The organism is Arthrobacter sp. 01N444, assembly GCF_056399305.1.
Window position 1 is genome coordinate 455,329 of the sequence record NZ_JBFTRB010000001.1, and the last position, 20,204, is coordinate 475,532.

21 protein-coding genes and 1 pseudogene are annotated in these 20,204 nt (G+C 68.5%); 14 read left to right on the plus strand and 8 right to left on the minus strand.

Going from position 1 to position 20,204, the window contains the following annotated elements:
• Window positions 1-49: 49 nt before the first annotated feature.
• Entirely contained in the window at window positions 50-322 is a 273-nt protein-coding gene (locus AC1DKN_RS02135; RefSeq protein ID WP_028277626.1) for a DUF2277 domain-containing protein, read from the plus strand.
• A 26-nt stretch (window positions 323-348) separates the two neighbouring features.
• Here the strand turns inward: AC1DKN_RS02135 and AC1DKN_RS02140 are convergent, their stop codons facing one another.
• The 4 genes from AC1DKN_RS02140 to AC1DKN_RS02155 all read right to left on the minus strand — a co-directional run bounded on the left by AC1DKN_RS02140 (window position 349) and on the right by AC1DKN_RS02155 (window position 4,141).
• Window positions 349-2,652, minus strand: coding sequence for a heavy metal translocating P-type ATPase (locus AC1DKN_RS02140; RefSeq protein WP_476870348.1), 2,304 nt, complete (start codon window positions 2,650-2,652; stop codon window positions 349-351).
• Between the two features lie 118 nt (window positions 2,653-2,770).
• Window positions 2,771-3,001 (minus strand): heavy-metal-associated domain-containing protein, encoded by a 231-nt coding sequence (locus AC1DKN_RS02145; protein ID WP_028277624.1) that lies wholly within the window; start codon window positions 2,999-3,001, stop codon window positions 2,771-2,773.
• Window positions 3,002-3,068: 67 nt separating this feature from the next.
• Window positions 3,069-3,428 carry a metal-sensitive transcriptional regulator gene (locus tag AC1DKN_RS02150; RefSeq protein ID WP_230012592.1) on the minus strand — a complete coding sequence of 120 codons (360 nt, stop codon included), beginning with the start codon at window positions 3,426-3,428 and terminating at the stop codon, window positions 3,069-3,071.
• Between the two features lie 215 nt (window positions 3,429-3,643).
• Complete coding sequence (locus AC1DKN_RS02155) at window positions 3,644-4,141, minus strand: universal stress protein (RefSeq protein ID WP_476870327.1); 498 nt, start codon at window positions 4,139-4,141, stop codon at window positions 3,644-3,646.
• Window positions 4,142-4,291: 150 nt separating this feature from the next.
• On the opposite strand from AC1DKN_RS02155, the gene AC1DKN_RS02160 reads away from it, so the two are divergent.
• The 3 genes from AC1DKN_RS02160 (at window position 4,292) to AC1DKN_RS02170 (ending at window position 6,049) form a co-directional block, all read left to right on the plus strand.
• Window positions 4,292-4,504: a hypothetical protein gene (locus tag AC1DKN_RS02160; RefSeq protein ID WP_028277621.1), complete on the plus strand. Its 213-nt coding sequence runs from the start codon at window positions 4,292-4,294 to the stop codon at window positions 4,502-4,504.
• Window positions 4,505-4,582: 78 nt separating this feature from the next.
• Window positions 4,583-5,707, plus strand: coding sequence for a WD40/YVTN/BNR-like repeat-containing protein (locus tag AC1DKN_RS02165; protein WP_476856785.1), 1,125 nt, complete (start codon window positions 4,583-4,585; stop codon window positions 5,705-5,707).
• A gap of 15 nt (window positions 5,708-5,722) precedes the next feature.
• Window positions 5,723-6,049, plus strand: a complete 327-nt coding sequence (locus AC1DKN_RS02170; RefSeq protein ID WP_476850672.1) for a MoaD/ThiS family protein — start codon at window positions 5,723-5,725, stop codon at window positions 6,047-6,049.
• A gap of 4 nt (window positions 6,050-6,053) precedes the next feature.
• Here the strand turns inward: AC1DKN_RS02170 and AC1DKN_RS02175 are convergent, their stop codons facing one another.
• The 3 genes and pseudogenes from AC1DKN_RS02175 to AC1DKN_RS02185 all read right to left on the minus strand — a co-directional run.
• The gene (locus AC1DKN_RS02175; RefSeq protein WP_018775353.1) at window positions 6,054-6,290 is read right to left on the minus strand and encodes a hypothetical protein; all 237 of its coding nucleotides are present in this window, start codon (window positions 6,288-6,290) and stop codon (window positions 6,054-6,056) included.
• A 152-nt stretch (window positions 6,291-6,442) separates the two neighbouring features.
• The gene (locus tag AC1DKN_RS02180; RefSeq protein WP_476870328.1) at window positions 6,443-8,176 is read right to left on the minus strand and encodes an alpha-amylase family protein; all 1,734 of its coding nucleotides are present in this window, start codon (window positions 8,174-8,176) and stop codon (window positions 6,443-6,445) included.
• A 71-nt stretch (window positions 8,177-8,247) separates the two neighbouring features.
• Window positions 8,248-8,394 (minus strand): annotated as a pseudogene (locus AC1DKN_RS02185) (LLM class F420-dependent oxidoreductase); the annotation flags it as partial.
• A 118-nt stretch (window positions 8,395-8,512) separates the two neighbouring features.
• Between AC1DKN_RS02185 and AC1DKN_RS02190 the strand changes: the two are divergent.
• Window positions 8,513-9,598 (plus strand): ATP-dependent DNA ligase, encoded by a 1,086-nt coding sequence (locus AC1DKN_RS02190; protein ID WP_476870329.1) that lies wholly within the window; start codon window positions 8,513-8,515, stop codon window positions 9,596-9,598.
• A gap of 126 nt (window positions 9,599-9,724) precedes the next feature.
• Here AC1DKN_RS02190 and AC1DKN_RS02195 read toward each other — a convergent pair whose 3' ends face one another.
• Window positions 9,725-11,041: an MFS transporter gene (locus AC1DKN_RS02195; RefSeq protein WP_230007574.1), complete on the minus strand. Its 1,317-nt coding sequence runs from the start codon at window positions 11,039-11,041 to the stop codon at window positions 9,725-9,727.
• 225 nt (window positions 11,042-11,266) lie between these two features.
• Between AC1DKN_RS02195 and AC1DKN_RS02200 the strand changes: the two genes are divergently transcribed.
• The 9 genes from AC1DKN_RS02200 to AC1DKN_RS02240 form a co-directional block, all read left to right on the plus strand.
• Window positions 11,267-12,109, plus strand: a complete 843-nt coding sequence (locus AC1DKN_RS02200; RefSeq protein WP_476870330.1) for an IclR family transcriptional regulator — start codon at window positions 11,267-11,269, stop codon at window positions 12,107-12,109.
• Window positions 12,110-12,295: 186 nt separating this feature from the next.
• Window positions 12,296-13,177 (plus strand): shikimate dehydrogenase, encoded by an 882-nt coding sequence (locus tag AC1DKN_RS02205; protein WP_230007572.1) that lies wholly within the window; start codon window positions 12,296-12,298, stop codon window positions 13,175-13,177.
• Window positions 13,177-15,150, plus strand: coding sequence for a bifunctional sugar phosphate isomerase/epimerase/4-hydroxyphenylpyruvate dioxygenase family protein (locus tag AC1DKN_RS02210; RefSeq protein ID WP_476870331.1), 1,974 nt, complete (start codon window positions 13,177-13,179; stop codon window positions 15,148-15,150). Before AC1DKN_RS02205 ends, AC1DKN_RS02210 begins: the two co-directional genes overlap by 1 nt.
• Before the next feature lie 41 nt (window positions 15,151-15,191).
• Complete coding sequence (gene pcaH, locus AC1DKN_RS02215) at window positions 15,192-16,100, plus strand: protocatechuate 3,4-dioxygenase subunit beta (protein WP_374706709.1); 909 nt, start codon at window positions 15,192-15,194, stop codon at window positions 16,098-16,100.
• Window positions 16,093-16,683 (plus strand): protocatechuate 3,4-dioxygenase subunit alpha, encoded by a 591-nt coding sequence (gene pcaG, locus AC1DKN_RS02220; protein ID WP_476850666.1) that lies wholly within the window; start codon window positions 16,093-16,095, stop codon window positions 16,681-16,683. The genes pcaH and pcaG overlap by 8 nt, the downstream gene beginning before the upstream one ends.
• On the plus strand, window positions 16,680-18,227 hold the full coding sequence (locus tag AC1DKN_RS02225; RefSeq protein ID WP_476870332.1) for a lyase family protein: 1,548 nt from the start codon (window positions 16,680-16,682) through the stop codon (window positions 18,225-18,227). Before pcaG ends, AC1DKN_RS02225 begins: the two co-directional genes overlap by 4 nt.
• On the plus strand, window positions 18,220-19,038 hold the full coding sequence (locus AC1DKN_RS02230; protein WP_476870333.1) for an alpha/beta fold hydrolase: 819 nt from the start codon (window positions 18,220-18,222) through the stop codon (window positions 19,036-19,038). The genes AC1DKN_RS02225 and AC1DKN_RS02230 overlap by 8 nt, the downstream gene beginning before the upstream one ends.
• Window positions 19,035-19,520, plus strand: coding sequence for a 4-carboxymuconolactone decarboxylase (gene pcaC / locus AC1DKN_RS02235; protein ID WP_223914922.1), 486 nt, complete (start codon window positions 19,035-19,037; stop codon window positions 19,518-19,520). Before AC1DKN_RS02230 ends, pcaC begins: the two co-directional genes overlap by 4 nt.
• The coding region (locus tag AC1DKN_RS02240) for a thiolase family protein (RefSeq protein WP_476870334.1) at window positions 19,517-20,204 on the plus strand (688 nt) is incomplete at its 3' end. The genes pcaC and AC1DKN_RS02240, both read left to right, overlap by 4 nt.

Consider the following 20,204-nt stretch of genomic DNA (forward strand, 5'->3'; position numbering starts at 1 on the left):
AACGCGCCTAACCCTGCCTCAATCACCACAAGGCCCTTAGCATGGAGATATGTGCCGAAATATCCGGACCCTCCACAATTTTGAACCCCACGCCACCACCGCAGAGGTGGAGGCCGCCGCGTTGCAATACGTGCGCAAGATCAGTGGCAGCACCAAGCCGTCCAAGGCCAACGAGGAGGCCTTCAACCGGGCTGTGCATGAGATTGCCCATGCGACGCAGCACCTCCTCGACTCCCTGGTGACCCACGCCCCGGCAAAGGACCGCGGGGAGGAAGCGGCCAAAGCCAAAGCCAGGGCTGCCATCCGCTATGGCGCGGCCTGAGGCGGGGCGCCTGGCCTAAGGCCTGACTACTTTCCGAAGCTGCGCAGCCGCAGCGAGTTGGCCACCACCAGCACGGAGCTGGCGGCCATGGCGGCGCCGGCGATCATCGGGTTGAGCAGGCCCAGGGCTGCCACCGGGATGCCCACGGCGTTGTAGAAGAAGGCCCAGAAGAGGTTCGTCTTGATGGTGCCGAGCGTCCGGCGGGAAAGCTCGATCGCCTGCGCCACCTGTCCGAGGTCGTTGCCCATCACCGTCAGATCGGCTGCCTCGATGGCGACGTCGGTGCCGGAGCCCATGGCGATGCCCAGGTCCGCCTGCGCCAGCGCCGCGGCGTCGTTAACGCCGTCCCCGGCCATGGCCACAGTGGCGCCGGCCGCTTGCAGCGTCCGCACGGCCTCAACCTTGCCCGCCGGGAGCACACCGGCAAAGACGTCGCGCGGGCTGATCCCGACGGCGGCCGCCACCTGGGCAGCCACAGTGGCGTTGTCGCCGGTCAGCAGGATCGGCCGGAGCCCGAGCTCCCGGAGCCGGGTAACTGCGGCCGCGGAACCGGGCTTAACGGTGTCCCGCAGGCTGATGATTCCGGCGATTTCGCCGTCCACGGCAACCCAGACGGCCGTGGCGCCGGAGTCTTCGGCAGCACCAAGCGCCTCGCGCTGAGCCGGGGCCGGAGCGACGCCGGACTCCAACAGCCAGCCGGTGCGCCCCGCGACCACGCGCCGGCCGTCGACCGTGCCATCGACTCCGCCGCCGGGTGCGGAGCGGAAGCCGGCGACGGCGGGGAGGCCGGCGCCGTCGTTGTTCACACGCCCCGCCGCCGCACCCAACGCCGCAGCGGCGATGGCCCGGGCGATCGGGTGCTCGGAGGCGTTTTCCACAGCCCCCGCCAGGCGCAGGACCTCGGCTTCGCTGTGCGGCCCGAAACTTTGGACACCGTCCACGGCAAGGCGGCCGGTGGTGACGGTTCCGGTCTTGTCCAGCAGGATCGTGTCCACCGTCCGGGTGTCCTCGAGGACTTGCGGACCTTTGATCAGGATCCCCAGCTGGGCGCCCCGCCCGGTCCCGGTCAGCAGTCCGACGGGGGTGGCCAGCCCGAGGGCGCAGGGGCAGGCAATGACCAGCACGGCGACGGCGGCGGTGAAGGCGGCCCGGACCTCGCCGGCGCTGACGGCCGGTGCGGCCGCAATCAGCCAGGCCCCGAAGGTGAGGGCGGCGATGACCAGGACGACCGGTACGAAGACGGCGCTGATGCGGTCGGCGAGCCGGGCGATGGGTGCTTTTCCGGTCTGCGCCGCGGAGACGAGCCTGCCCATCTGGGCCAGGGTGGTCTCGGACCCGACGCGGGTGGCGCGGACCAGGAGCCGGCCTGAGGTGTTGATGGTGGCCCCGGTGACCTGGCTGTCCGGGCCGACTTCCACGGGCACGGATTCGCCGGTCACGAGGGAGGCGTCCACCGCAGAGGCGCCGTCGATCACGACGCCGTCGGCGGCGATCTTCTCGCCGGGGCGGACCACTATCACGTCTCCGAGGGCCAGCTGGTCGGCCGGGATCTTGTGCTCGGTGCCGCCGCGCAGGACAGTAGCGTCTTTTGCCCCCAGGTCCAGGAGGGCCTTGAGGGCGTCGCCCGCCTTTCGTTTGGCGTTGGCCTCGAGGTAGCGGCCGAGCAGCAGGAACGTGGTGACCACGGATGCGACCTCGAAGTACAGGCCGCCGGAGCCCATGCCCTCCGCTGCGGGATGTTCGGTCATGCCCCGGTCGGCAAGGAGTTGCCCGACCGAGAACGAGTAGGCGGCAATCACGCCGATGGATACCAGGGTGTCCATGGTCGAGGCCAGATGCCGCGCGTTGATGGCCGCGGCGCGGTGAAACGGCCACGCCGCCCAGGCAACCACCGGCAGGGCCAGGATGGCGGCCACCCAGCCCCAGTTCGGGAACTGGAATGCCGGGATCATCGAGATCGCGAAGACCGGGACGGTGAGTACGGCCGCCACAACCAGCCGCGGGCGAAGCGAGGGTGCGGCTGTGGCGGCCGGAAATCCGGTGCCGGCCGGGAGCCCTGCGTCCTCCACCGGCGTGCCCGGATACCTGCCGGACCGGACCGTGGCCTTGTAGCCCGCGGCCGCGACAGTGGCGGTGATCTGGTCATCGGTGATGTCCGCCGGGACGCTGACCCGGGCGGATTCGAGGGGCAGGTTGACGCTGGCCTCGACTCCGTCGAGCTTTCCGAGCCTGCGCTCGACCCGGTTGACGCAGGACGCGCACGTCATGCCCTCGATATCGAGGTCAATGACACGGCTCCCGGCCCGGTCCAACAACTGCTGGTCCAACAACTGCTCGCTGCTCACGGCGCCCTTCTTTTCCCGCTCGATTGGTTTTCTGCCGTTCCGGCGCCTGCGCCCGACGGCGGTTGCCGGTCCGGTGTCTGCGCCCGCCCGGGGCTGTTGTCACTCAGGCTTCGCTGGCGACCACGAGGTAGCCGGCTTCGGCGATTGCCTCGCCGATTTCGGAGGAGGACAGTGCTTCGTTGGAGGTGATCGTGACGGTGGAGATGCCGCCGGCGTTGAGGTCGACGTCGATCTTTTCGACGCCGGAGAGCGCCTCAAGTTCTTCGCTGACAGAGGACACGCAGTGGCCGCAGGTCATGCCGGAAACGTTGACGGTGGTGGAAACGGGGGCCATGGGGTGCTCCTTGTCGCTGGGCCGGGTGTGGTTCCCCGGCCCGGTGGTGTGGTGGGTGGTACGGGTACTAGCGGAGCAGGCGTCCGATGGCATCGGTGGCCTCCTTGACTTTGACATCGATGGCCTCCGCCCGAAGCTCCGGGTCTGGCTCGGCGGCGGCGCCGACAACGCAGTGGCCGATGTGCTCTTCGACGAGCCCGAGGCTCACGGCATGCAGGGCCTTGGTGACGGCGGCGACCTGGGTGAGGATGTCGATGCAGTATTTGTCCTCGTCAACCATCCGGGCGATGCCGCGGACCTGCCCTTCGATCCGCTTGAGACGGCGAAGGTAGGCGTCCTTGTTGGACGTGTAGCCGTGTTCATGGGGCGGGGCGTCAAGGGGAACAGTGTCCAGACGCGCCGTGCCGGGGACTTCTGACTCGCTCATGCCCTCAACATATACCCCCCAGGGGTATGTTTCAAGCCCGCGGCCCGGGCAGGCCCAGGATGTGGAAGGTTGCGCAAAACAAAGAGCTCCGGAGTGCGTTATTGGGGGATACGCACTCCGGAGCAGCTTTGGGGTAGGCCGTTCCTCCGGCCTACAGATCGAGCTTACTCGCCGGTAGTGGGGTAACACCAGCGCTCTGAATAAGTACTTTCGCTTTATTTTCTTCCTGCCGGAGCGACGCCCGGAACGATCAGGATCGGACGTTCCTGATGGTGGCTGAGCCATGCCGCCACGGAGCCGTTCAGCGCGGCGGAGATGCGGTGGCCGATGCCGCGTTCGGGGGTCCCCACCACGATCATGGATGCGTTGGTGTCCGCGGCCAGCCTGCCGATCGCCCGGGCGGGATCCCCGGCCAGGGTGCGCAGCGTCCAGTCGATTCCCAGGGGAACGCAGAGTGCCTCAACAGCGGAACGCAGCTCCTGGGCGGTGGCCCGAATCCGGGCGTCGTCCGCGTCCGGGTGCAGAGACAGGCGGTGCGCGGACCGCGCCGGGTCCCACTCCACGAGGTAGCTGGCCTCGTCCACGTAGGCGCAGATCAAGGGCGCGGCGAGGGACTTCGCGAGGGATGCCGCCGTCTGCAGCACTTCCGGATACTGTCCCGGAACCACACCCACCACGAGGGGCGCAGGGCCGTGGGCGGAGTCGTCAGGCATACTTCATTCTGGCGCCGGGGTGCGGCCCTGAACAGGGGCTTACTTCCCGTCTGCCGGCCCGGGACGGTGCGGGCGCCGTTTGCCGCGGCCTCCCTTGAACAGCCCGGGGGTGGGGCCTACGGTTGAAGAACACAGGAGGAGGTGGCCGCCGTGGAGATCTACATGTGGTGGTTGGATCTGGATTTGGCGAGCAAGGAATGGCTTCGGGAAAACCTGCGGACCATTGAACTGCCCGAGGCCGTGCAGCGGGGAATCGCGGATGCCGGCGGGCCCGGTCCGGCTGAGCCGTCCGCCGCCGGCGCGGCCGTATTGACGGCCGCGGACTGGGACTTCATCGAGACGCAGTCGGAGTTCGTCGACTGAAAGATGCCACCGGCGCGGCAGCGCATGCCGGCGGGCGCCGGGAGAAAACCGTTGCGGCCTTCGGGCGGGGATGGTTGCATGGACCCCATGGCTACTGCAGAGAGTTACGTCCTGGCGATCGGGACCAAGAAAGGCCTTTGGCTGGCGACCAGCCGGGACCGGAAGGACTGGTCGCTGTCCGGCCCGCATTTTCTGATGAGTGAGGTGCCCAGCATCGCCATCGATACCCGCGATGACAGGACCCGGATCCTGGTGGGGGTCCGCTCCGAGCACTGGGGCCCCACGGTTTTCCACTCAGATGATCTCGGCGGATCCTGGACCGAACCCGAAAACGGCGCCATCACGTTCCCCGACGGCACCGACGCCGCCCTGGAACGGATCTGGCAGATCTATCCCGACGCCGACTCCCGCCCGGGCGTCGTGTGGGCGGGCTGCGAACCGATCTCGGTCTGGAAATCCACCGACGGCGGCGAGCACTTCGAGCTCAACCGCGGCCTCTGGGACCATCCGCACCGCAGCGAATGGGGCGCAGGCTATGGCGGCGCTGCGGCGCACTCGATCGTCGTCGACCCCACGGGCGAGAAAGTCCACGTCGCCATGAGCACCGGAGGGGTCTACCGCTCGCTCGACGGCGGCGCCTCCTGGGAGCCGCGCAACAAGGGAATTTCCGCGTACTTCATGCCGGATCCCAACCCGGAATTCGGCCAGTGCGTCCACAAGATCGCGGCCGACGCCGCCGTCGACGGCCGCCTGTACGCGCAAAACCATCACGGCGTGTACCGCAGCGACGACGGCGCCGAATCGTGGGAGTCGATCGCCGAAGGGCTGCCGGCGGACTTCGGTTTTGTGATGCTGACGCATCCGCGCCGGGCCGGTACCGCCTGGGTGGTCCCGCTGAAGGCTGACGGCGAACGTATCCCGCCGGACGGGAAGCTGGCCGTGCACCGGACCGATGACGCCGGCGCCAACTGGAAACGGCTCGATGCCGGGCTGCCGGAAGCCGAGTACAACGCCGTGCTCCGTGATGCTGCCAGCGTCGACAGCGCGGAGCCTGCGGGCGTCTACTTCGGGACGCGCGGCGGCAGTGTCTACGCCAGCGCTGACGAGGGAGAACACTTTACCGAGGTCGCCTCGCACCTGCCGGATGTGCTGTGCGTGCGGGCAGCCGTGGTCTCCACTGCCCTGCTCCCGGCGCAGGCGTGAAGGGGTAAAAAGCGCATGAACAGCGGCGAGATCAGCGGCGACGCCATGCCGGCAGACTCGGCGATCAGCGTGGTCCTGCCCAGCGTCCTCCAACCGCTCGCCGGCGGGCAGTCCATCCTGACTGCGCCCGCCGAGGCAGCGGTGACGGTGGAGTGGGTGCTGGATACGGTGACCGGGGGCTATCCGGCGCTGTCGCGGCGGTTGCGGGACGAGACCGGAAGTGTTCGCCGTTACGTGAATATATACGTCAACGGGAATGAAATCCGGCGGCTGCAGGGTCTGGTGACTGCGGTGGCGCCGGGCCAGGAAGTCCTCATCATCCAGTCGGTGGCCGGAGGCTGACGCCTCAGGCGACCCGCCAGACGCTGCATTCGTCGGCATTGATGGCCTTGCGCATGCCGGTGTGGCGGTCCATGATCCAGACGACGCCGATTCCGGGGGCCGTTTCCTGAACGCTGCCGCGGCGGATCACGACGTCATCGTAGTTCGGGCCCACCCGCAGGCGGGCCTCGATCTCGTCGCCGCGGTGCAGCTGGTCGAGCGCGCGGACGCGGGTTACATGGGCTTTCGCTTCCTTCAACATGGCGGGGCCTCCTGGACTGGAGTCGGTGCCTGCTCTTGCCGGCACTTCCAGTCTCCTGCGCCAATGTTGCGTCCGCGTTTCGGCCCGGTAAGGGGCCGGTTAGATTTCGGGGGCGCAGCGGATACCGGCCACCATCAGGGCTGCGGGCGCCCTCAGGGGAGCTGGCGTTCGCCGGGGCGCTCGACCCGGAACCACCGGTACCCGTAGCGGTCCAGCGGGACTTCGAAGGCGCCGTCGTCGGAGAGCGGGATGTCCTCGCCGCCGAGCAGGTCCCGGAGCACGGCCCCGGCGTAAGACCGCCCCGCCGCGCCCTTCCCGTCCGGACCCGCCGGGCCGCCTTCCTCGCCCTCCGGCGGGACCACCGAGGCCGTCACAGACGCCGGTTCGGCGCCAAAATTGTGGGCGACCACTACTGTAGAGCCGTCCCACGTGCAACGGTGCAGCAACACCGCCGGTGAGGCCTGCTTGATGAGGGCAAACCTGCCCCAGCCGAGCTCGGGACATTCCCGGTACCGCTGGATCAGTGTCGCGATGAAGTTCCACAGCGAATCGGGATCCCGTTTCGCGGCCGCGGCGTTGATCCGCGCGGACCCGTACGGTCCGTCCACGGGCTGGGCGACGAGGTCCCCCGGCGGGGCGGTCGAGAAGCCGCCATTTTCGGTGTGGTCCCACTGCATGGGGGAGCGGACGGCCGAGCGGCCCTTCGCGCGCAGATCTTCGCCCATCCCGATCTCTTCGCCGTAGAAGAGCACCGGGGTGCCCGGCAGCGAGAACATCAGGGAGTACACCATGCGGATCCTGGCCGGGTCGCCGCCGAGCATGGTGGGCAGCCGCCGCCGCAGTCCGCGGCCGTACATCTGCATGTCGGGATCCGGACCGAAGGCCGCGAAGACCTCCTCGCGTTCGGCATCGCTGAGCTTGTCCAGGGTGAGTTCATCGTGGTTCCGGACGAACATGGCCCATTGGTTGTCGGGATTGACCTTCGGACGGCTGCCGAGCGTCCGGGCCAGCGGCCGGGCGTCCTGCCGGGCCAGTGACAGGTACATGTTCTGCATGGAGAGGAAATCAAACTGCATGTTCAGCTCGTTGCCGGCAGGGCCGCCGAAGTACTTCAGCTGCTCTTTGTATGGAAGGTTGACCTCGCCCAGCAGCACCGCGCTGCCATGGCGGCGGTTGAGGAAGCTGCGCAGGGCGCTCAGGTACTGGTGCGGGTCGATTTTCGCGGCTTCATCCTTGGGCTCGCCGACCAGCTCCAGGAAGAAGGGCACCGCGTCCAGCCGGAAGCCGTCCAGGCCCAGCTGCAGCCAGAATCCCATTGACTTCGCAATCTCGTCCCGCACCTTGGCATTCATCACGTTCAGGTCCGGCTGGTGTTTGGCGAACATGTGCAGATACCACTCACCGGTGGCCTTGTCCTGGGTCCAGATGGACGTTTCCTCGTCGGGAAACACCACCTGGTCCGAGGTGTCCGGCGGCGTGTCCTTCCGCCAGACGTAGTAGTCGCGGTAGGGGTTGTCCACGGACTTGCGCGCCTGGACGAACCACGGGTGCCGGTCGGAGGTGTGGTTGATGACAAAGTCCGCGATCACCCGGATGCCGCGGTCGTTGGCGGTGCGGATGAATTCCACCAGGTCCCCCAGGCTTCCGAGCCGGGGATCCACGCCGTACATGTCGGTGACGTCGTAGCCGTCGTCGCGGTCCGGGGAAGGGTAGAAGGGCATGAGCCAGATGCACGTGATGCCGAGCGCGGCAAGATAGTCCACCCGTTGGATCAGTCCGCCGAAATCTCCGGTGCCGTCGCCGTCGCCGTCGAAGAACGTCTCCGGATCCAGGCAGTAAATCACCGCGTTCTTCCACCAGAGGTCCGAGGTCTCGGCGATTCTCACAGCGCACCGTCCGTTCCGGCCGGAGCCTGTCCCGCCGCCGGGCGGAGCTGGGGGAGGACGTGTTCGGCGAAGGAGTGGCCCTGCCGGGCGGACGACGGCTCAATATGGTCCGAGCACATGGCGGCATCGAAGCCTGCCTGCCCGGCCAGTTGAACGTCCTGCAGGAGGCGCCGGGGGCTGATCTGCTCATGCGAGGCGTGGAACCCGATGGTAGCCATCACCCATGTTTACCGCCGGGGCCGGGCCGTGTCGAGGAGCCCCGAGTTGTGGAGCCCCTCGCTAGGACCCACAGCGTGGGGCTGGCGGTCCCGGGTCCGCGGCGCGAGAATGGGCGCTATGCACCTGCCGTTGATGCCTCCGATTGCGCCCATGCTGGCCAAAGCACTCCCGGCCCTGCCGTCGCCGGACGCCGGAACGGGCTGGCTCTTTGAGCCGAAATGGGACGGGTTCCGCTCCATCATCTTCCGTGACGGCGACGAGGTGGAGATCGGCAGCCGGAACGGCAAGCCGATGACGCGCTATTTCCCCGAGCTTGTCGAGGCGCTGAAGTCGGAGCTGCCGGAACGCTGCGTGGTGGACGGCGAGATCATCCTGGTGGCGGCCTCCGGGGACCGGCTGGACTTCGACGCGCTCCAGCAGCGCATCCATCCGGCCGCCAGCCGGGTGAAGCTGCTCGCGGAACAGACCCCGGCGCGCTTCGTGGCGTTCGACCTGCTGGCCCTCGGCGACGAGGATCTTACGGGCAAACCCTTCTCCGAGCGCCGCCGGCAGCTGGAGCGCGCACTGGCAGCCAGCGCGGCGCCGGTCCACCTCACAGCCGCGACCTCCGACCGGGACACGGCGCAGCGCTGGTTCCGGCAGTTCGAGGGCGCCGGACTGGACGGGATTGTGGCCAAGACGCTGGAGGGCAGCTACCAGCCGGACAAGCGCGTGATGGTCAAGGTCAAGCACGAACGGACGGCGGACTGCGTGCTCGCCGGATACCGCGTGCACACCTCCGGTCCGGACCGGATCGGCTCGCTGCTCCTGGGGCTCTACGACGACGCCGGGGTGCTGGCGAACGTCGGCGTGGTGGGAGCTTTCCCGATGGCCCGGCGCGCGGAGCTGTTTGCCGAGCTGCAGGAGCTGGTCACCGGTTTTGACGGCCACCCCTGGGCCTGGGCCCGGCAGGAGGAGGGGGCGCGCACTCCGCGGAAGGCCGAGGGAAGCCGGTGGAGCGGCGGCAAAGACCTGTCCTTCACCCCGCTGCGGCCCGAGCGCGTGGTGGAAGTGAAGTATGACCATATGGAGGGCGAACGGTTCCGGCACACAGCCCAGTTCCTGCGCTGGCGTCCGGACCGTGATCCGCGTTCCTGCACCTATGACCAGCTGGAGGAACCGGTGAAGTTCGATCTCGCCGCGGTACTGGGCGCCGCCCGCTAACCGGTTAGCCCGCTGACCCGCTTAACGCATCAACGACGGCGGCCCGCCCCTAAAGGGACGGGCCGCCGTCGTTGGTGCGGAAAAGCTGTGCGGAAGTGCGGTTGGGATCCGCTGCCGGTGCGGGGGCTACCGCTGGCCGAGCTGCTTGGTGGGGACCCGGAATGTTTCCTTGGCCGTCAGCGCCGCGACGGTGGCGATGAGGCAGATGATTGCGGTGAAGATGGAGATCTGGACCCAGCCGCCGGGCTGGATGCCGCCCATGGCCGCCACGATCGCCGGGGCGAAGCCGGCCATCAGGAAGCCCAGCTGGGTGCCGATTGCGAGGCCGGAGAAGCGGACGTTGGTGCTGAACATCTCGGCGTAGAAGGAGGGCCAGACCGCGTTGGCCGCAGCGTAGCCGAAGGAGAAGAACGCGATTGCCGCAAGGAACATCAGCGCGACGTTGCCGGATTCGAGGCTCAGCAGGAAGACCGGGGTCAGGGCTGCGCTGGACAGTGCGCCGTAGATGAAGACCGGCTTGCGGCCGATCTTGTCGGCGAGCATGCCGAAGAGCGGCTGGGTGCCCAGTGCCATGAAGTTGGCGCCGACGACGAGCCAGAGGGTGGTGGTGCCGTCCACGCCGGCGACGTTCTTGGCGTAGCTGATGGCCAAGGTGCCGAAGACGGTGGACACGGCGGCGATGAAGGCGCAGGCGATGACGCGGAGGACATCGCGCCAGTGGCTCTTGAGGAGGTCCGCGACGGGGAGCTTGGAGATCTGCTTGGTCTTCTGGGCCTCCTCGAACGCCGGCGGTTCGTGCAGGGTGCGGCGGATGAAGAACGCGATCAGCACGACCACGGCGCTGAGCCAGAACGGGATGCGCCAGCCGATCGTGTACTTGATGTCGTCAGGCAGGGCGAGGACCGGGATGAAGACGAGGGCGGCAAGGATCTGGCCACCCTGGGTGCCGGTCAGGGTCCAGGAGGTGAAGAAGGAGCGGCGATTGTCCGGGGCGTGCTCGAGCGTCATGGACGAGGCGCCGGCCTGCTCGCCGGCAGCGGAAAAGCCCTGGCAGAGACGTGCCAGCACCAGCAGGACAGGGGCCCACCAGCCGACCGTCTTGAAGTCCGGCAGGCAGCCGATGGCAAAGGTGGAGGCGCCCATCAGCAACAGCGTGAACATGAGGACCTTCCGGCGCCCTATCCTGTCACCGAAGTGGCCGAGGATAACGGCGCCGACCGGGCGGGCAATGTAGGCAAAGCCGAAGGTGGCGAACGACATGATCGCCGCGTTGGTGTCCGCATCGGGGAAGAAGACATGCGGGAAGATCAGCGCGGCTGCGGAACCGAAGATGAAGAAGTCGTAATACTCGACGGCGCTGCCCAGGAAGCTGGCAAGGGCCGCCTTCTTCGGCGTCCCTCCTGTGGTTATACCCGGCGTCGTGGACGGGACAGTGTGGCTCATGGTGTTCCTTTGGTGTGACGACGTTGTCGCGGATGGATCAGGAAGGTCTCGGCTGCCGCTTGCTTAAGTGTGGTGCAGCCGGAGGTCCGTGGAAAGACCCGGACTAGTAGCCACATGGTGGAAGCTACTTGTGCGATGTAGCAATCATGGCTGTGAGCGCAGTCACTTGTCAACAAAAATAATCACCATCTAGAAATAGCTCTCACTATGTGGGAACATCGATGCATGAGTGTGAATCAAACCACAGATGTTCCCGCCGCTTCCGCGTATCCGGCGGAAGCCCCTTCGAAGCCTGCCAAGGCCGCCAGGGAGGACTCGCGGACGGACATGGTGGGCAAGGCCCTGGGCCTGCTGGTCCTCCTGGGCGACGAGCCGCGGGGCGCCAGCGCCGCGGAGATCTCCCGCCGCGCGGATCTGCCGTTCAGTACCACCTACCGCCTGCTCGGCTCCCTGACGCGGGACGGCTTCGTTGACTACGAGCCGGACGGCCGCCGGTACCACCTGGGACTGAGGGTCTTCCAGCTTGGCCAGCGCGTCTCCAACCACCACGGCTTCGCGGGTACGGCGCTGCCCATCCTGCGGCGCGTGACCGAGGAAACGGGTGAGGCGACCATCCTCTCCGTGCGGGACGGCATCCACCACCTGACGGTGAACAAGGTGGACGGCCCGCAGACCTTCCGGGTCACGAGCGACCCCGGGCATCTCGGGGCACTTCATACCACCTCGGTGGGCAAGGCACTGGTGGCGTTCGCCGACGACGCCACCCGCGCCCAGCTCGTCGAGGAGCTGCCCCTGGAACCGCTGACGGCGCTCTCCATTACGGACCGCGAGGCTTTCCGGGCCGAAATCGAGCAGGTCCGGCGCCAGGGCTTCGCCACCATGGATGAGGAAAACGAACTCGGCATGCGCGCCGTCGCCGTCCCGGTTTTCAACGCCCAGGGGCACGCCTTCGCCTCGCTGGCCACGGCGGTCCCGGTCTTCCGCCTGAACATGGAGGCCCTCGTGGCCCTCGTGCCGCTGCTGCAGGCGGCGGCCGCCGAGCTGTCGGCCCGGCTGCCCCAGCGGTGACGGCCGACCAGCCTGCGTCATGAAAGCGGGCGCCGAAACGAGCCGGCGCCGTAATAATATGTTCGTCATTCGAACAACAGTGCAACATGTGAACAAAGTCTGTAATGTAATCCCTATCACCCGGCCCGCCGCGGACGCCGCAAGCGTCGCAGCCCGCCGAGTGCCGTTGTCAAAGGAGCAAACTGGATGAGCAATCGAGCAGAGTCCTTCCTCGTGGGCCTCGTGGGAGACGGCGTCATGCCCTCCCTCACGCCCTACATGCATGAACGCGAGGGCGACGTGCAGGGCCTCCGGTACCTCTACCGCCCCATCGACCTCACCGAACTCGGCCTGCCCGGCCGGGCCGTGGGGGAGTTGCTCTCCGGCGCCCGAAGCCTCGGGTTCAACGGATTGAACATCACGCACCCCTGCAAGCAGCTCGTGCTCGAGTACCTGGATGAGGTCTCCGCCGACGCCCGGCGCCTGGGCGCCGTCAACACCGTGGTGATCCGCGACGGCCGCTTCATCGGCCACAACACCGACTTCTCCGGCTTCGCCGCGGCGCTGGCCTCCGGGCTTCCCGGCGCCACCCTGGATCGCGTGGTGCAGCTGGGAGCCGGCGGAGCCGGCTCCGCCGTCGCCTACGCCCTGCTCACCGCGGGGGTCCGCGAGCTGGACCTCGTGGACACCGACGCGGCCCGGTCCGCCGCGCGGGCGGCCGAGCTCGCCGGGTTCTTCCCGGACCGGACCGTCACCGCCCGGACGACGGCGGAGCTCCCGCAGCTCATGCCGCAGGCCGACGGCCTGGTGCACTGCACCCCCGTGGGCATGGCCGCCCATCCGGGGGTTCCGCTGGACATGTCCCTCGTGGAGTCCCGGCACTGGGTGGCCGACATCGTGTACCGGCCGATCGAAACCGAGCTCGTCCGCGAGGCGCGCGCCAAGGGCTGCGAGGTGCTCGACGGCGGCCGGATGGCCGTGGGCCAGGCGGCGGACGCCTTCCGGATCTTCACCGGGCGCCAGGCCGATGCCGACCGCATGCGCTCCCACTTCCTGGAACTTGTGGCCGCGGAAGAGGTGCCCGCCTGATGCGCACCGGGGTCGCCACCGTCTGCCTCGCCGGCACCTTGCGGGAAAAAATGCAGGCCTGCGCGGTGGCCGGCTTCGACGGGATCGAGATCTTCGAACAGGACCTCGTGACGTCCCCGCTGAGCCCGGAGGACGTCCGGAAGCTGGCCGCCGACCTCGGCCTGAACCTGGATCTCTACCAGCCGTTCCGGGACTTCGACAGCGTTCCCGAGGACCTGCTCGCCGCCAACCTGCGCCGCGCGGACGCCAAGTTCCGGCTCATGTCCCGCCTGGGCATGGACACCATGCTGCTCTGCTCCAACGTCGGCACCGCCACGATCGACGATGACGAGCTCCGGGCCGCACAGCTTTCCCGGCTCGCGGACCTCGCGGGTGACCACGGCGTCAAGGTCGCCTATGAGGCCCTGGCCTGGGGCAAGTACGTGAACGACTACGAGCACGCCCACCGGCTGGTTGGGATGGTGGACCACCCCAACCTAGGCACCTGCCTGGACTCTTTCCACATCCTCTCCCGGGACTGGGATACCGCGCCGATCGAGGCCTACGACCCGGAGAAAATCTTCTTCGTCCAGGTCGCCGATGCCCCCAAGCTGTCCATGGACGTGCTGTCCTGGAGCCGGCACTACCGGGTGTTTCCAGGGGAGGGCCAGTTCGAACTCGCCAAGTTCATGGGCCACGTGGTCCGCGCGGGCTACACGGGACCGGTGTCGCTGGAAGTGTTCAACGACGTCTTCCGCCAGGCCGACGTCGAGCGCACCGCCGTCGACGCCATGCGGTCGCTGATCTGGCTCGAAGAGCAGAGCGCCGCCTGGCTCGAGGCAAACCCGGCGAATGCAGCAGGCGGGATGACCAGCGGGGCGGCCGGCCCGGTGTCCGGTGCCCGGCGCCGCTACCCCATGGAGCTTGCCACGCTTCCCCGCGTGGCCGAGCCCGCCGGCTTCAACTTCGCCGAGGTCCGTGCCGGTGACACCGCCGGACTGGAAACCCTGCTGGGCCAGTTGGGGTTTGCGTTCAACGGGCGGCATCGCACGAAGGATGTGCAATTGTGGACCATGGGCCACGCGCGCGTGATCATCAACGAAGAACCGGCAGCCATCGGCACAGCGACCGCTGCCGCCGGTACCGGCCAGCCGGCTCCCGCCGCCCCTGCCATCTCCGCCCTGGGCTTCGACGTCGACTCTCCCGTTATCGCCGCCGCCCGCGCCCAGCAGCTCAAGGCCCCCGCCGTGCCGCGCAAGAGCCAGGCCAACGAGGAAGTCTTCCAGGGCTTCGCCGCGCCGGACTCCACCGAAATCTTCCTCTGCCAGGGCAGCCCGGACGGCACCGCCGCGTGGACCCGGGAATTCGGCGACGGCCTGGACGTCGCCGCGGCGGACCCGGCAGAGCACCCGGGCGCGGTGATCGACCACGTGAACCTCGCGCAGCCGTGGCAGCACTTCGACGAGGCCGTGCTCTTCTACACCAGCGCCCTCGCACTGGAACCGCAGCCGTTCGCCGAGGTGGCCAGCCCCACCGGGCTGGTCCGGTCCCAGGTGATGCTGACGCAGGACCGCGGCGTCCGCCTGGTGCTGAACCTGGCCCCGCTGATCCAGCAGGAAGGGACTGCCGGCACCGGCCACCGCCCCGGCTACCAGGAACACATCGCCTTCGCCGTCGATGACCTCGTGGCCACGGCCCGGGCCTCACGGGACCGCGGACTGGACTTCCTGCAGATCCCCGCGAACTACTACGAGGACCTCGACGCCCGGTTCGCTCTGGACCCGGAATTCCTGGCCACGCTCCGTGAGCTCAACCTGCTCTATGACCGCGACGCCGACGGCGAATTCCTGCACTTCTACACCGCCACGGTGGGCAGCGTGTTCTTCGAAATGGTGGAGCGCCGCGGTGCCTACGACGGCTATGGCGCCCCGAACGCCCCGGTGCGGCACGCCGTCCAGTACGACCACCTGCACCAGCTGACCCGTACTTCCTGACCCCATCCGAACAACAAACACACCAACGAAAGGAGGCTGCTGTGCCTGAAGAAATCAACCTCGACGTCTTCAACGCCGACCCGATCACCGAGGACGTGTCCGACGAAGCCACGGAGGCCGCACCAAAGACGTATGCGCCCGCCGCCCATGCCTTGGATACTGCCGCGGAGTCGCAGGCGGACCTCAGCGCCGAGATGAAGGCGATCGGCGAAGCGTACGCGCAGGCCCTCAAAGGCGGAGCCCCGGCCGAAACCCAGCCGCGGCTCGACTACGCGCCGTACCGCAGCAGCGTCCTGCGCCACCCCACCAAAGATCTGCACCACGCGGATCCGGAAACCATCGAACTGTACTCGCCAGCGTTCGGGCACATGGACGTGCACGCGCTGGAAGCGGACCTGACCATCGCGCACAACGGCGAGCCGCTCGGCGAACGCATCGTGGTCTCCGGCCGGGTGCTCGACGGCGACGGACGCCCCGTCGCCGGCCAGCTTGTCGAAATCTGGCAGGCGAACTCCGCCGGCCGCTACATCCACAAGCGTGACCAGCACCCGGCACCGCTGGATCCCAACTTCACCGGCGTCGGCCGCTGCATCACGGGCGCGGACGGCTCCTACAGCTTCACCACCATCAAGCCCGGCGCGTACCCGTGGAAGAACCACCTCAATGCCTGGCGCCCGGCCCACATCCACTTCTCCCTGTTCGGGCAGGAGTTCACCCAGCGGATCGTCACCCAGATGTACTTCCCCGGTGACCAGCTGTTCCCGCTGGACCCGATCTACCAGTCGATCGTGGACCAGGATGCCCGCGACCGGCTCGTGGCCACCTACAACCACGAGCAGACCAAGCCTGAATGGGCTCTGGCGTACAACTGGGACATCGTCCTGACCGGGTCCAAGCGGACCTGGACCGAAAACGAGGCATTGGGCGCAGGAGGCGATGAGAATGAATAGCAACGCCGTGGGTAAACTCACCCCGACACCGGGCCAGACCGTGGGGCCGTTCTATGGCTACGCCCTGCCCTTCGCCAAGGACCGCGAGCTCCTGGCTCCCGGATCCCCGGGTTCCATCCGGCTCCAGGGCACCGTCTATGACGGCGCCGGGCACCCGATTCCGGACGCGATCCTGGAGATCTGGCAGGCCGACGCGGACGGCAAGGTCCCGCACCGCACGGGCTCCCTGGTCCGAGACGGCTACACCTTCACCGGCTTCGGCCGCAGCGCTGTCGGCAACACCGGCGCCTTCACCTTCACCACGGTGAACCCCGGCCCCACCGAGGAGGGCGCGGCGCCGTTCATCGCCGTCGCCGTCTTCGCCCGGGGCCTGATGAACCGCCTGTTCACCCGCGTCTACCTGCCGGAAGACGAGGAAGCCCTGGCCAAGGATCCGCTGCTCAGCTCGCTTGACCCGGACCGGCGCCGGACCCTGATCGCACGCCGGGATCCCGACGGCGGACTGAACTGGGACATCCGCCTCCAGGGCGAGGGCGAGACCGTGTTCCTGGATTTCAGCAGCGCCGAGGGTGCCTCCAAGTGACCTTCTTCGAAACTGACGGCGACGCCGGCCTGCTCAGTCCCGTGTCGGCGTCGCCGTTCGTGGCGGGGCTGACCGGGGACCGTGCGGTGCTCGCCGCCATCCTCAAGGTCGAGGCCGCCTGGGCGGCGGTCCTGGACGAGGCTGGCCTGGCCCCGGCCGGGTCCGCCGCGGTGGTGGCCGCCGCCGCGGACGTGCAGCGGTACGACGTCGCGGGCCTCGCCGTCCGGGCCCAAGGCGGCGGCAACCCCGTCATCCCGCTGCTCGCCGACCTCCGGGAGCACGTCAGGAACCTGGACACCGCCGGACTCGGCGCCGTCCGCGCCGTTCACACCTCGCTGACCAGCCAGGACGTGCTCGACTCTGCCCTGATGGTGCTGGCCGCCGGGGCCATCCGCGAACTGCTCGCGGAGCTCCGGTCGGCAACGGCCGCCCTCGCCGGCCTCGCCGAAACCCACGGGCACACGCTTTGTGTGGCCCGCAGCCTGACCCAGCACTCGCTTCCCTACACCTTCGGGCTGCGGGCCGCGCAATGGTTCAGCGGGCTGGCCGCCGCGGCCGGCCGGCTCGAGGCCCTCGAACTGCCGGTACAGACCGGCGGCGCCGCCGGGACCCTGGCTTCCGGCACTGTACTTATTGACGGCACTGTACTTATTGACGGCGCTGTACTCACTGACGGCGCTGGGCTGGCAGCGGGGACGCTGTCCCCGTTTGACCTCGCCGACCGGCTGGCCGCCCGCCTGGGCCTCGCTCCCGTTCCTGCCCCCTGGCACAGCAACCGGCTGGCCGTGACCTCGCTCGGCGACGCGCTGGCGGCGGTGACCGACGCGGCCGGAAAGATGGCCGCAGACGTCCTGTTCCTGAGCCGGCCCGAAGTTGCCGAGATCGCGGAACCGCGCGTCGCGGGGCGCGGCGTGTCCTCGGCCATGCCGCAGAAGCAGAACCCCGTGCTCTCCGTGCTGATCCGCAGCGCCGCCCTGCAGGCCCCGGCACTGGCCGCACAGCTGCATCTCTCGGCCGCCAATTTCAACGACGAACGCCCCGACGGCGCCTGGCACAGCGAATGGGCGGCCCTGCGCCAGCTGCTTCGCCTGGCCCTCGGCGCCGCGGTGCAGCTGCGCGAACTGGCCGAAGGGATGGCGGTCTTCCCCGGAGCGATGCGCCGCAACCTTGAGCTCGGCGGCCCGCTGCTGCTTTCCGAAGCCGTCAACGCCGCCGTCGCACCGCTTTTGGACGGGACCGTTGTGGACGGGACCGGTGCCGGCCCGGGAGCCGCCCGGACCGGGAAACAGCGGCTGCAGGCCGTCGTGGACGAAACGCTCCTGGCCCCGGCTGCGGAGCAGGCGGACACCTACCGGGCACTGCTCCGCGCCGCTGTCCCGCAGGAGCTGCTCAGCGACGCCCGGCTTGAGGAACTTTTGAACCCGGCCAACTACCTCGGCCAGGCCGCTGAGATCTCCCGCCGCATCCTCGCGGCGTATCCGGAATACACCGGCCAGGCCGGCGCCCTCGCCCACCAAATCCAGAACGGAGCTTCCCGTGGCTAGACCCACCGTCAAAGCAGTCCTGCTGTCGCCCCAGCGCGAACTCGGCGACAAGCCCCTCCTCATCGTCGGGCCCTCGCTCGGAACATCCTCCCTGCTGTGGAGCCAGGCCGGCACGTTGCTGGGCGCCGACGTCGACGTCATCGCCTGGGACCTGCCGGGGCACGGCGTCTCGCCCGCGGCGGAGGAGACCTTCACGGTCGCCGACCTCGCGGATGCCGTGATCGGCCTGGTCGATTCGATCGCCCCGGGCGCGCGCTTCCACTACGCCGGGGTATCCCTCGGCGGCGCCACCGGACTGCAGCTTGGCATCAAGCACGGCGACCGGCTCAAGAGCCTCTCCGTGCAGTGTTCCGGCGCGAAGCTCGGCACTCCCGAGGGCTGGCTGGAACGCGCAGAAACCGTGCGCACGCAGGGAACCCCGGTGATGATCCAGGGTTCCGCGCAGCGCTGGTTCGCGCCGGGCTTCATGGAGAGCCAGCCGGAGCTCAGCAGCCGGCTCCTGCACAGCCTCCGGGACGCAGACCGCTTCAGCTACGCCTTCTGCTGCGAGGCCCTGGCCGGCTTCGACGTGCGGGATCAGCTCGGCACCATCCGCGTTCCCACCCAGGTTGTGGCGGGCGCCCTGGACGACGTCGCCCCGCCGTCGATGGCCGGGGAAGTCGCCGCGGGCATCACCTCCGGCGGCGGCACTGCCACGGCCGTCAGCCTGGAGGGCGTGGCACACCTGGCGCCGTTCGAGGCGCCGGGTCACGTCGCCGAGCTGCTCAAGGGCCTCATCACCTGGACCGAGTCCCAGGGAGCGGGAGCATGACTCTCTCCGAAACCGGCAGTGCTGAACTCCACGGGCCCGAACGCAACGGTGTGGTCCAGCCCGGCGCGACCAGCCAGGAGATCTACGACGGCGGCATGAAAGTCCGCCGCGAGGTCCTCGGCGCCGCGCACGTGGACCGCGCCAACGCCAACAAGGATTCCTTCACGGAGGACTTCCAGGACATGATCACCAGGATCGCCTGGGGCGGCATCTGGACCCGGCCCGGGATCAGCCGCCAGATGCGCTCAGCCGTCACCCTGACCGCCATGGTGGCCCACGGGCACTGGGAAGAACTGGCCATGCACATCCGCGCCGCCATCACCAACGGCCTGAGCCGGGACGAGATCAAGGAAATCCTGCTCCAGACCGCCATCTACTGCGGGGTCCCCTCCGCCAACACCGCGTTCAAGACCGCCCAGCAGGTCTTCCATTCCATGGACGACGCAGCCATGGACGAAGCAGAAACGGACAAGAACCCATGAATCAGGCATTTATCTATGACGCTGTGAGGACGCCGTTCGGGAAGTTCGGTTCCGGCCTCGCCGGGATCCGCCCGGATGACCTCGCCGCGCACGTGATCCGCGAATCCGTGAAGCGCGCCCCGGCCCTGGACGTGGAGCGGATCGATGAGGTGGTGTTCGGCAACGCGAACGGCGCCGGCGAGGAGAACCGCAACGTCGCCCGGATGGGCACCCTGCTGGCCGGGCTGCCCGTCTCGGTCCCGGGCACCACGGTCAACCGGCTCTGCGGATCCTCCCTGGACGCGGCGATCATCGCCTCCCGCCAGATCAACACCGGCGACGCCGAGCTGATGCTGATCGGCGGCGCCGAATCGATGTCCCGGGCCCCGTGGGTGCTGCCCAAGACCGAGAAGCCCTACCCGGCCGGGGACCTGACCCTGGCCTCCACCACGCTGGGCTGGCGGCTGGTGAACCGGGCCATGCCGAAGGACTGGACCATCTCCCTGGGCGAGGCCACCGAACGGCTCCGGGAGAAGTACGGCGTGACCCGCGAGCAGCAGGACGAGTTCTCCGCCGCCTCCCACAACCTCGCCGCCGCGGCCTGGGACGAGGGGTTCTACGACAACCTCGTCGTCCCGGTCCCGGGCACGGACCTGGTCCGCGACGAGGGCATCCGTCCCGGGTCCTCGGCGGAGAAGCTCGCCG

What these genes read in the sequence shown, in the direction of transcription:
- AC1DKN_RS02135 (WP_028277626.1), top strand. Translation starts at nt 50, where the DNA reads ATGTGCCGAAATATCCGGACCCTCCACAATTTTGAACCCCACGCCACC.
- AC1DKN_RS02145 (WP_028277624.1), bottom strand. Translation starts at nt 3,001, where the DNA reads ATGGCCCCCGTTTCCACCACCGTCAACGTTTCCGGCATGACCTGCGGC.
- AC1DKN_RS02150 (WP_230012592.1), bottom strand. Translation starts at nt 3,428, where the DNA reads ATGAGCGAGTCAGAAGTCCCCGGCACGGCGCGTCTGGACACTGTTCCC.
- AC1DKN_RS02155 (WP_476870327.1), bottom strand. Translation starts at nt 4,141, where the DNA reads ATGCCTGACGACTCCGCCCACGGCCCTGCGCCCCTCGTGGTGGGTGTG.
- AC1DKN_RS02165 (WP_476856785.1), top strand. Translation starts at nt 4,583, where the DNA reads ATGGACCCCATGGCTACTGCAGAGAGTTACGTCCTGGCGATCGGGACC.
- AC1DKN_RS02170 (WP_476850672.1), top strand. Translation starts at nt 5,723, where the DNA reads ATGAACAGCGGCGAGATCAGCGGCGACGCCATGCCGGCAGACTCGGCG.
- AC1DKN_RS02175 (WP_018775353.1), bottom strand. Translation starts at nt 6,290, where the DNA reads ATGTTGAAGGAAGCGAAAGCCCATGTAACCCGCGTCCGCGCGCTCGAC.
- AC1DKN_RS02190 (WP_476870329.1), top strand. Translation starts at nt 8,513, where the DNA reads ATGCACCTGCCGTTGATGCCTCCGATTGCGCCCATGCTGGCCAAAGCA.
- AC1DKN_RS02195 (WP_230007574.1), bottom strand. Translation starts at nt 11,041, where the DNA reads ATGAGCCACACTGTCCCGTCCACGACGCCGGGTATAACCACAGGAGGG.
- AC1DKN_RS02200 (WP_476870330.1), top strand. Translation starts at nt 11,267, where the DNA reads ATGAGTGTGAATCAAACCACAGATGTTCCCGCCGCTTCCGCGTATCCG.
- AC1DKN_RS02205 (WP_230007572.1), top strand. Translation starts at nt 12,296, where the DNA reads ATGAGCAATCGAGCAGAGTCCTTCCTCGTGGGCCTCGTGGGAGACGGC.
- AC1DKN_RS02210 (WP_476870331.1), top strand. Translation starts at nt 13,177, where the DNA reads ATGCGCACCGGGGTCGCCACCGTCTGCCTCGCCGGCACCTTGCGGGAA.
- pcaG (WP_476850666.1), top strand. Translation starts at nt 16,093, where the DNA reads ATGAATAGCAACGCCGTGGGTAAACTCACCCCGACACCGGGCCAGACC.
- pcaC (WP_223914922.1), top strand. Translation starts at nt 19,035, where the DNA reads ATGACTCTCTCCGAAACCGGCAGTGCTGAACTCCACGGGCCCGAACGC.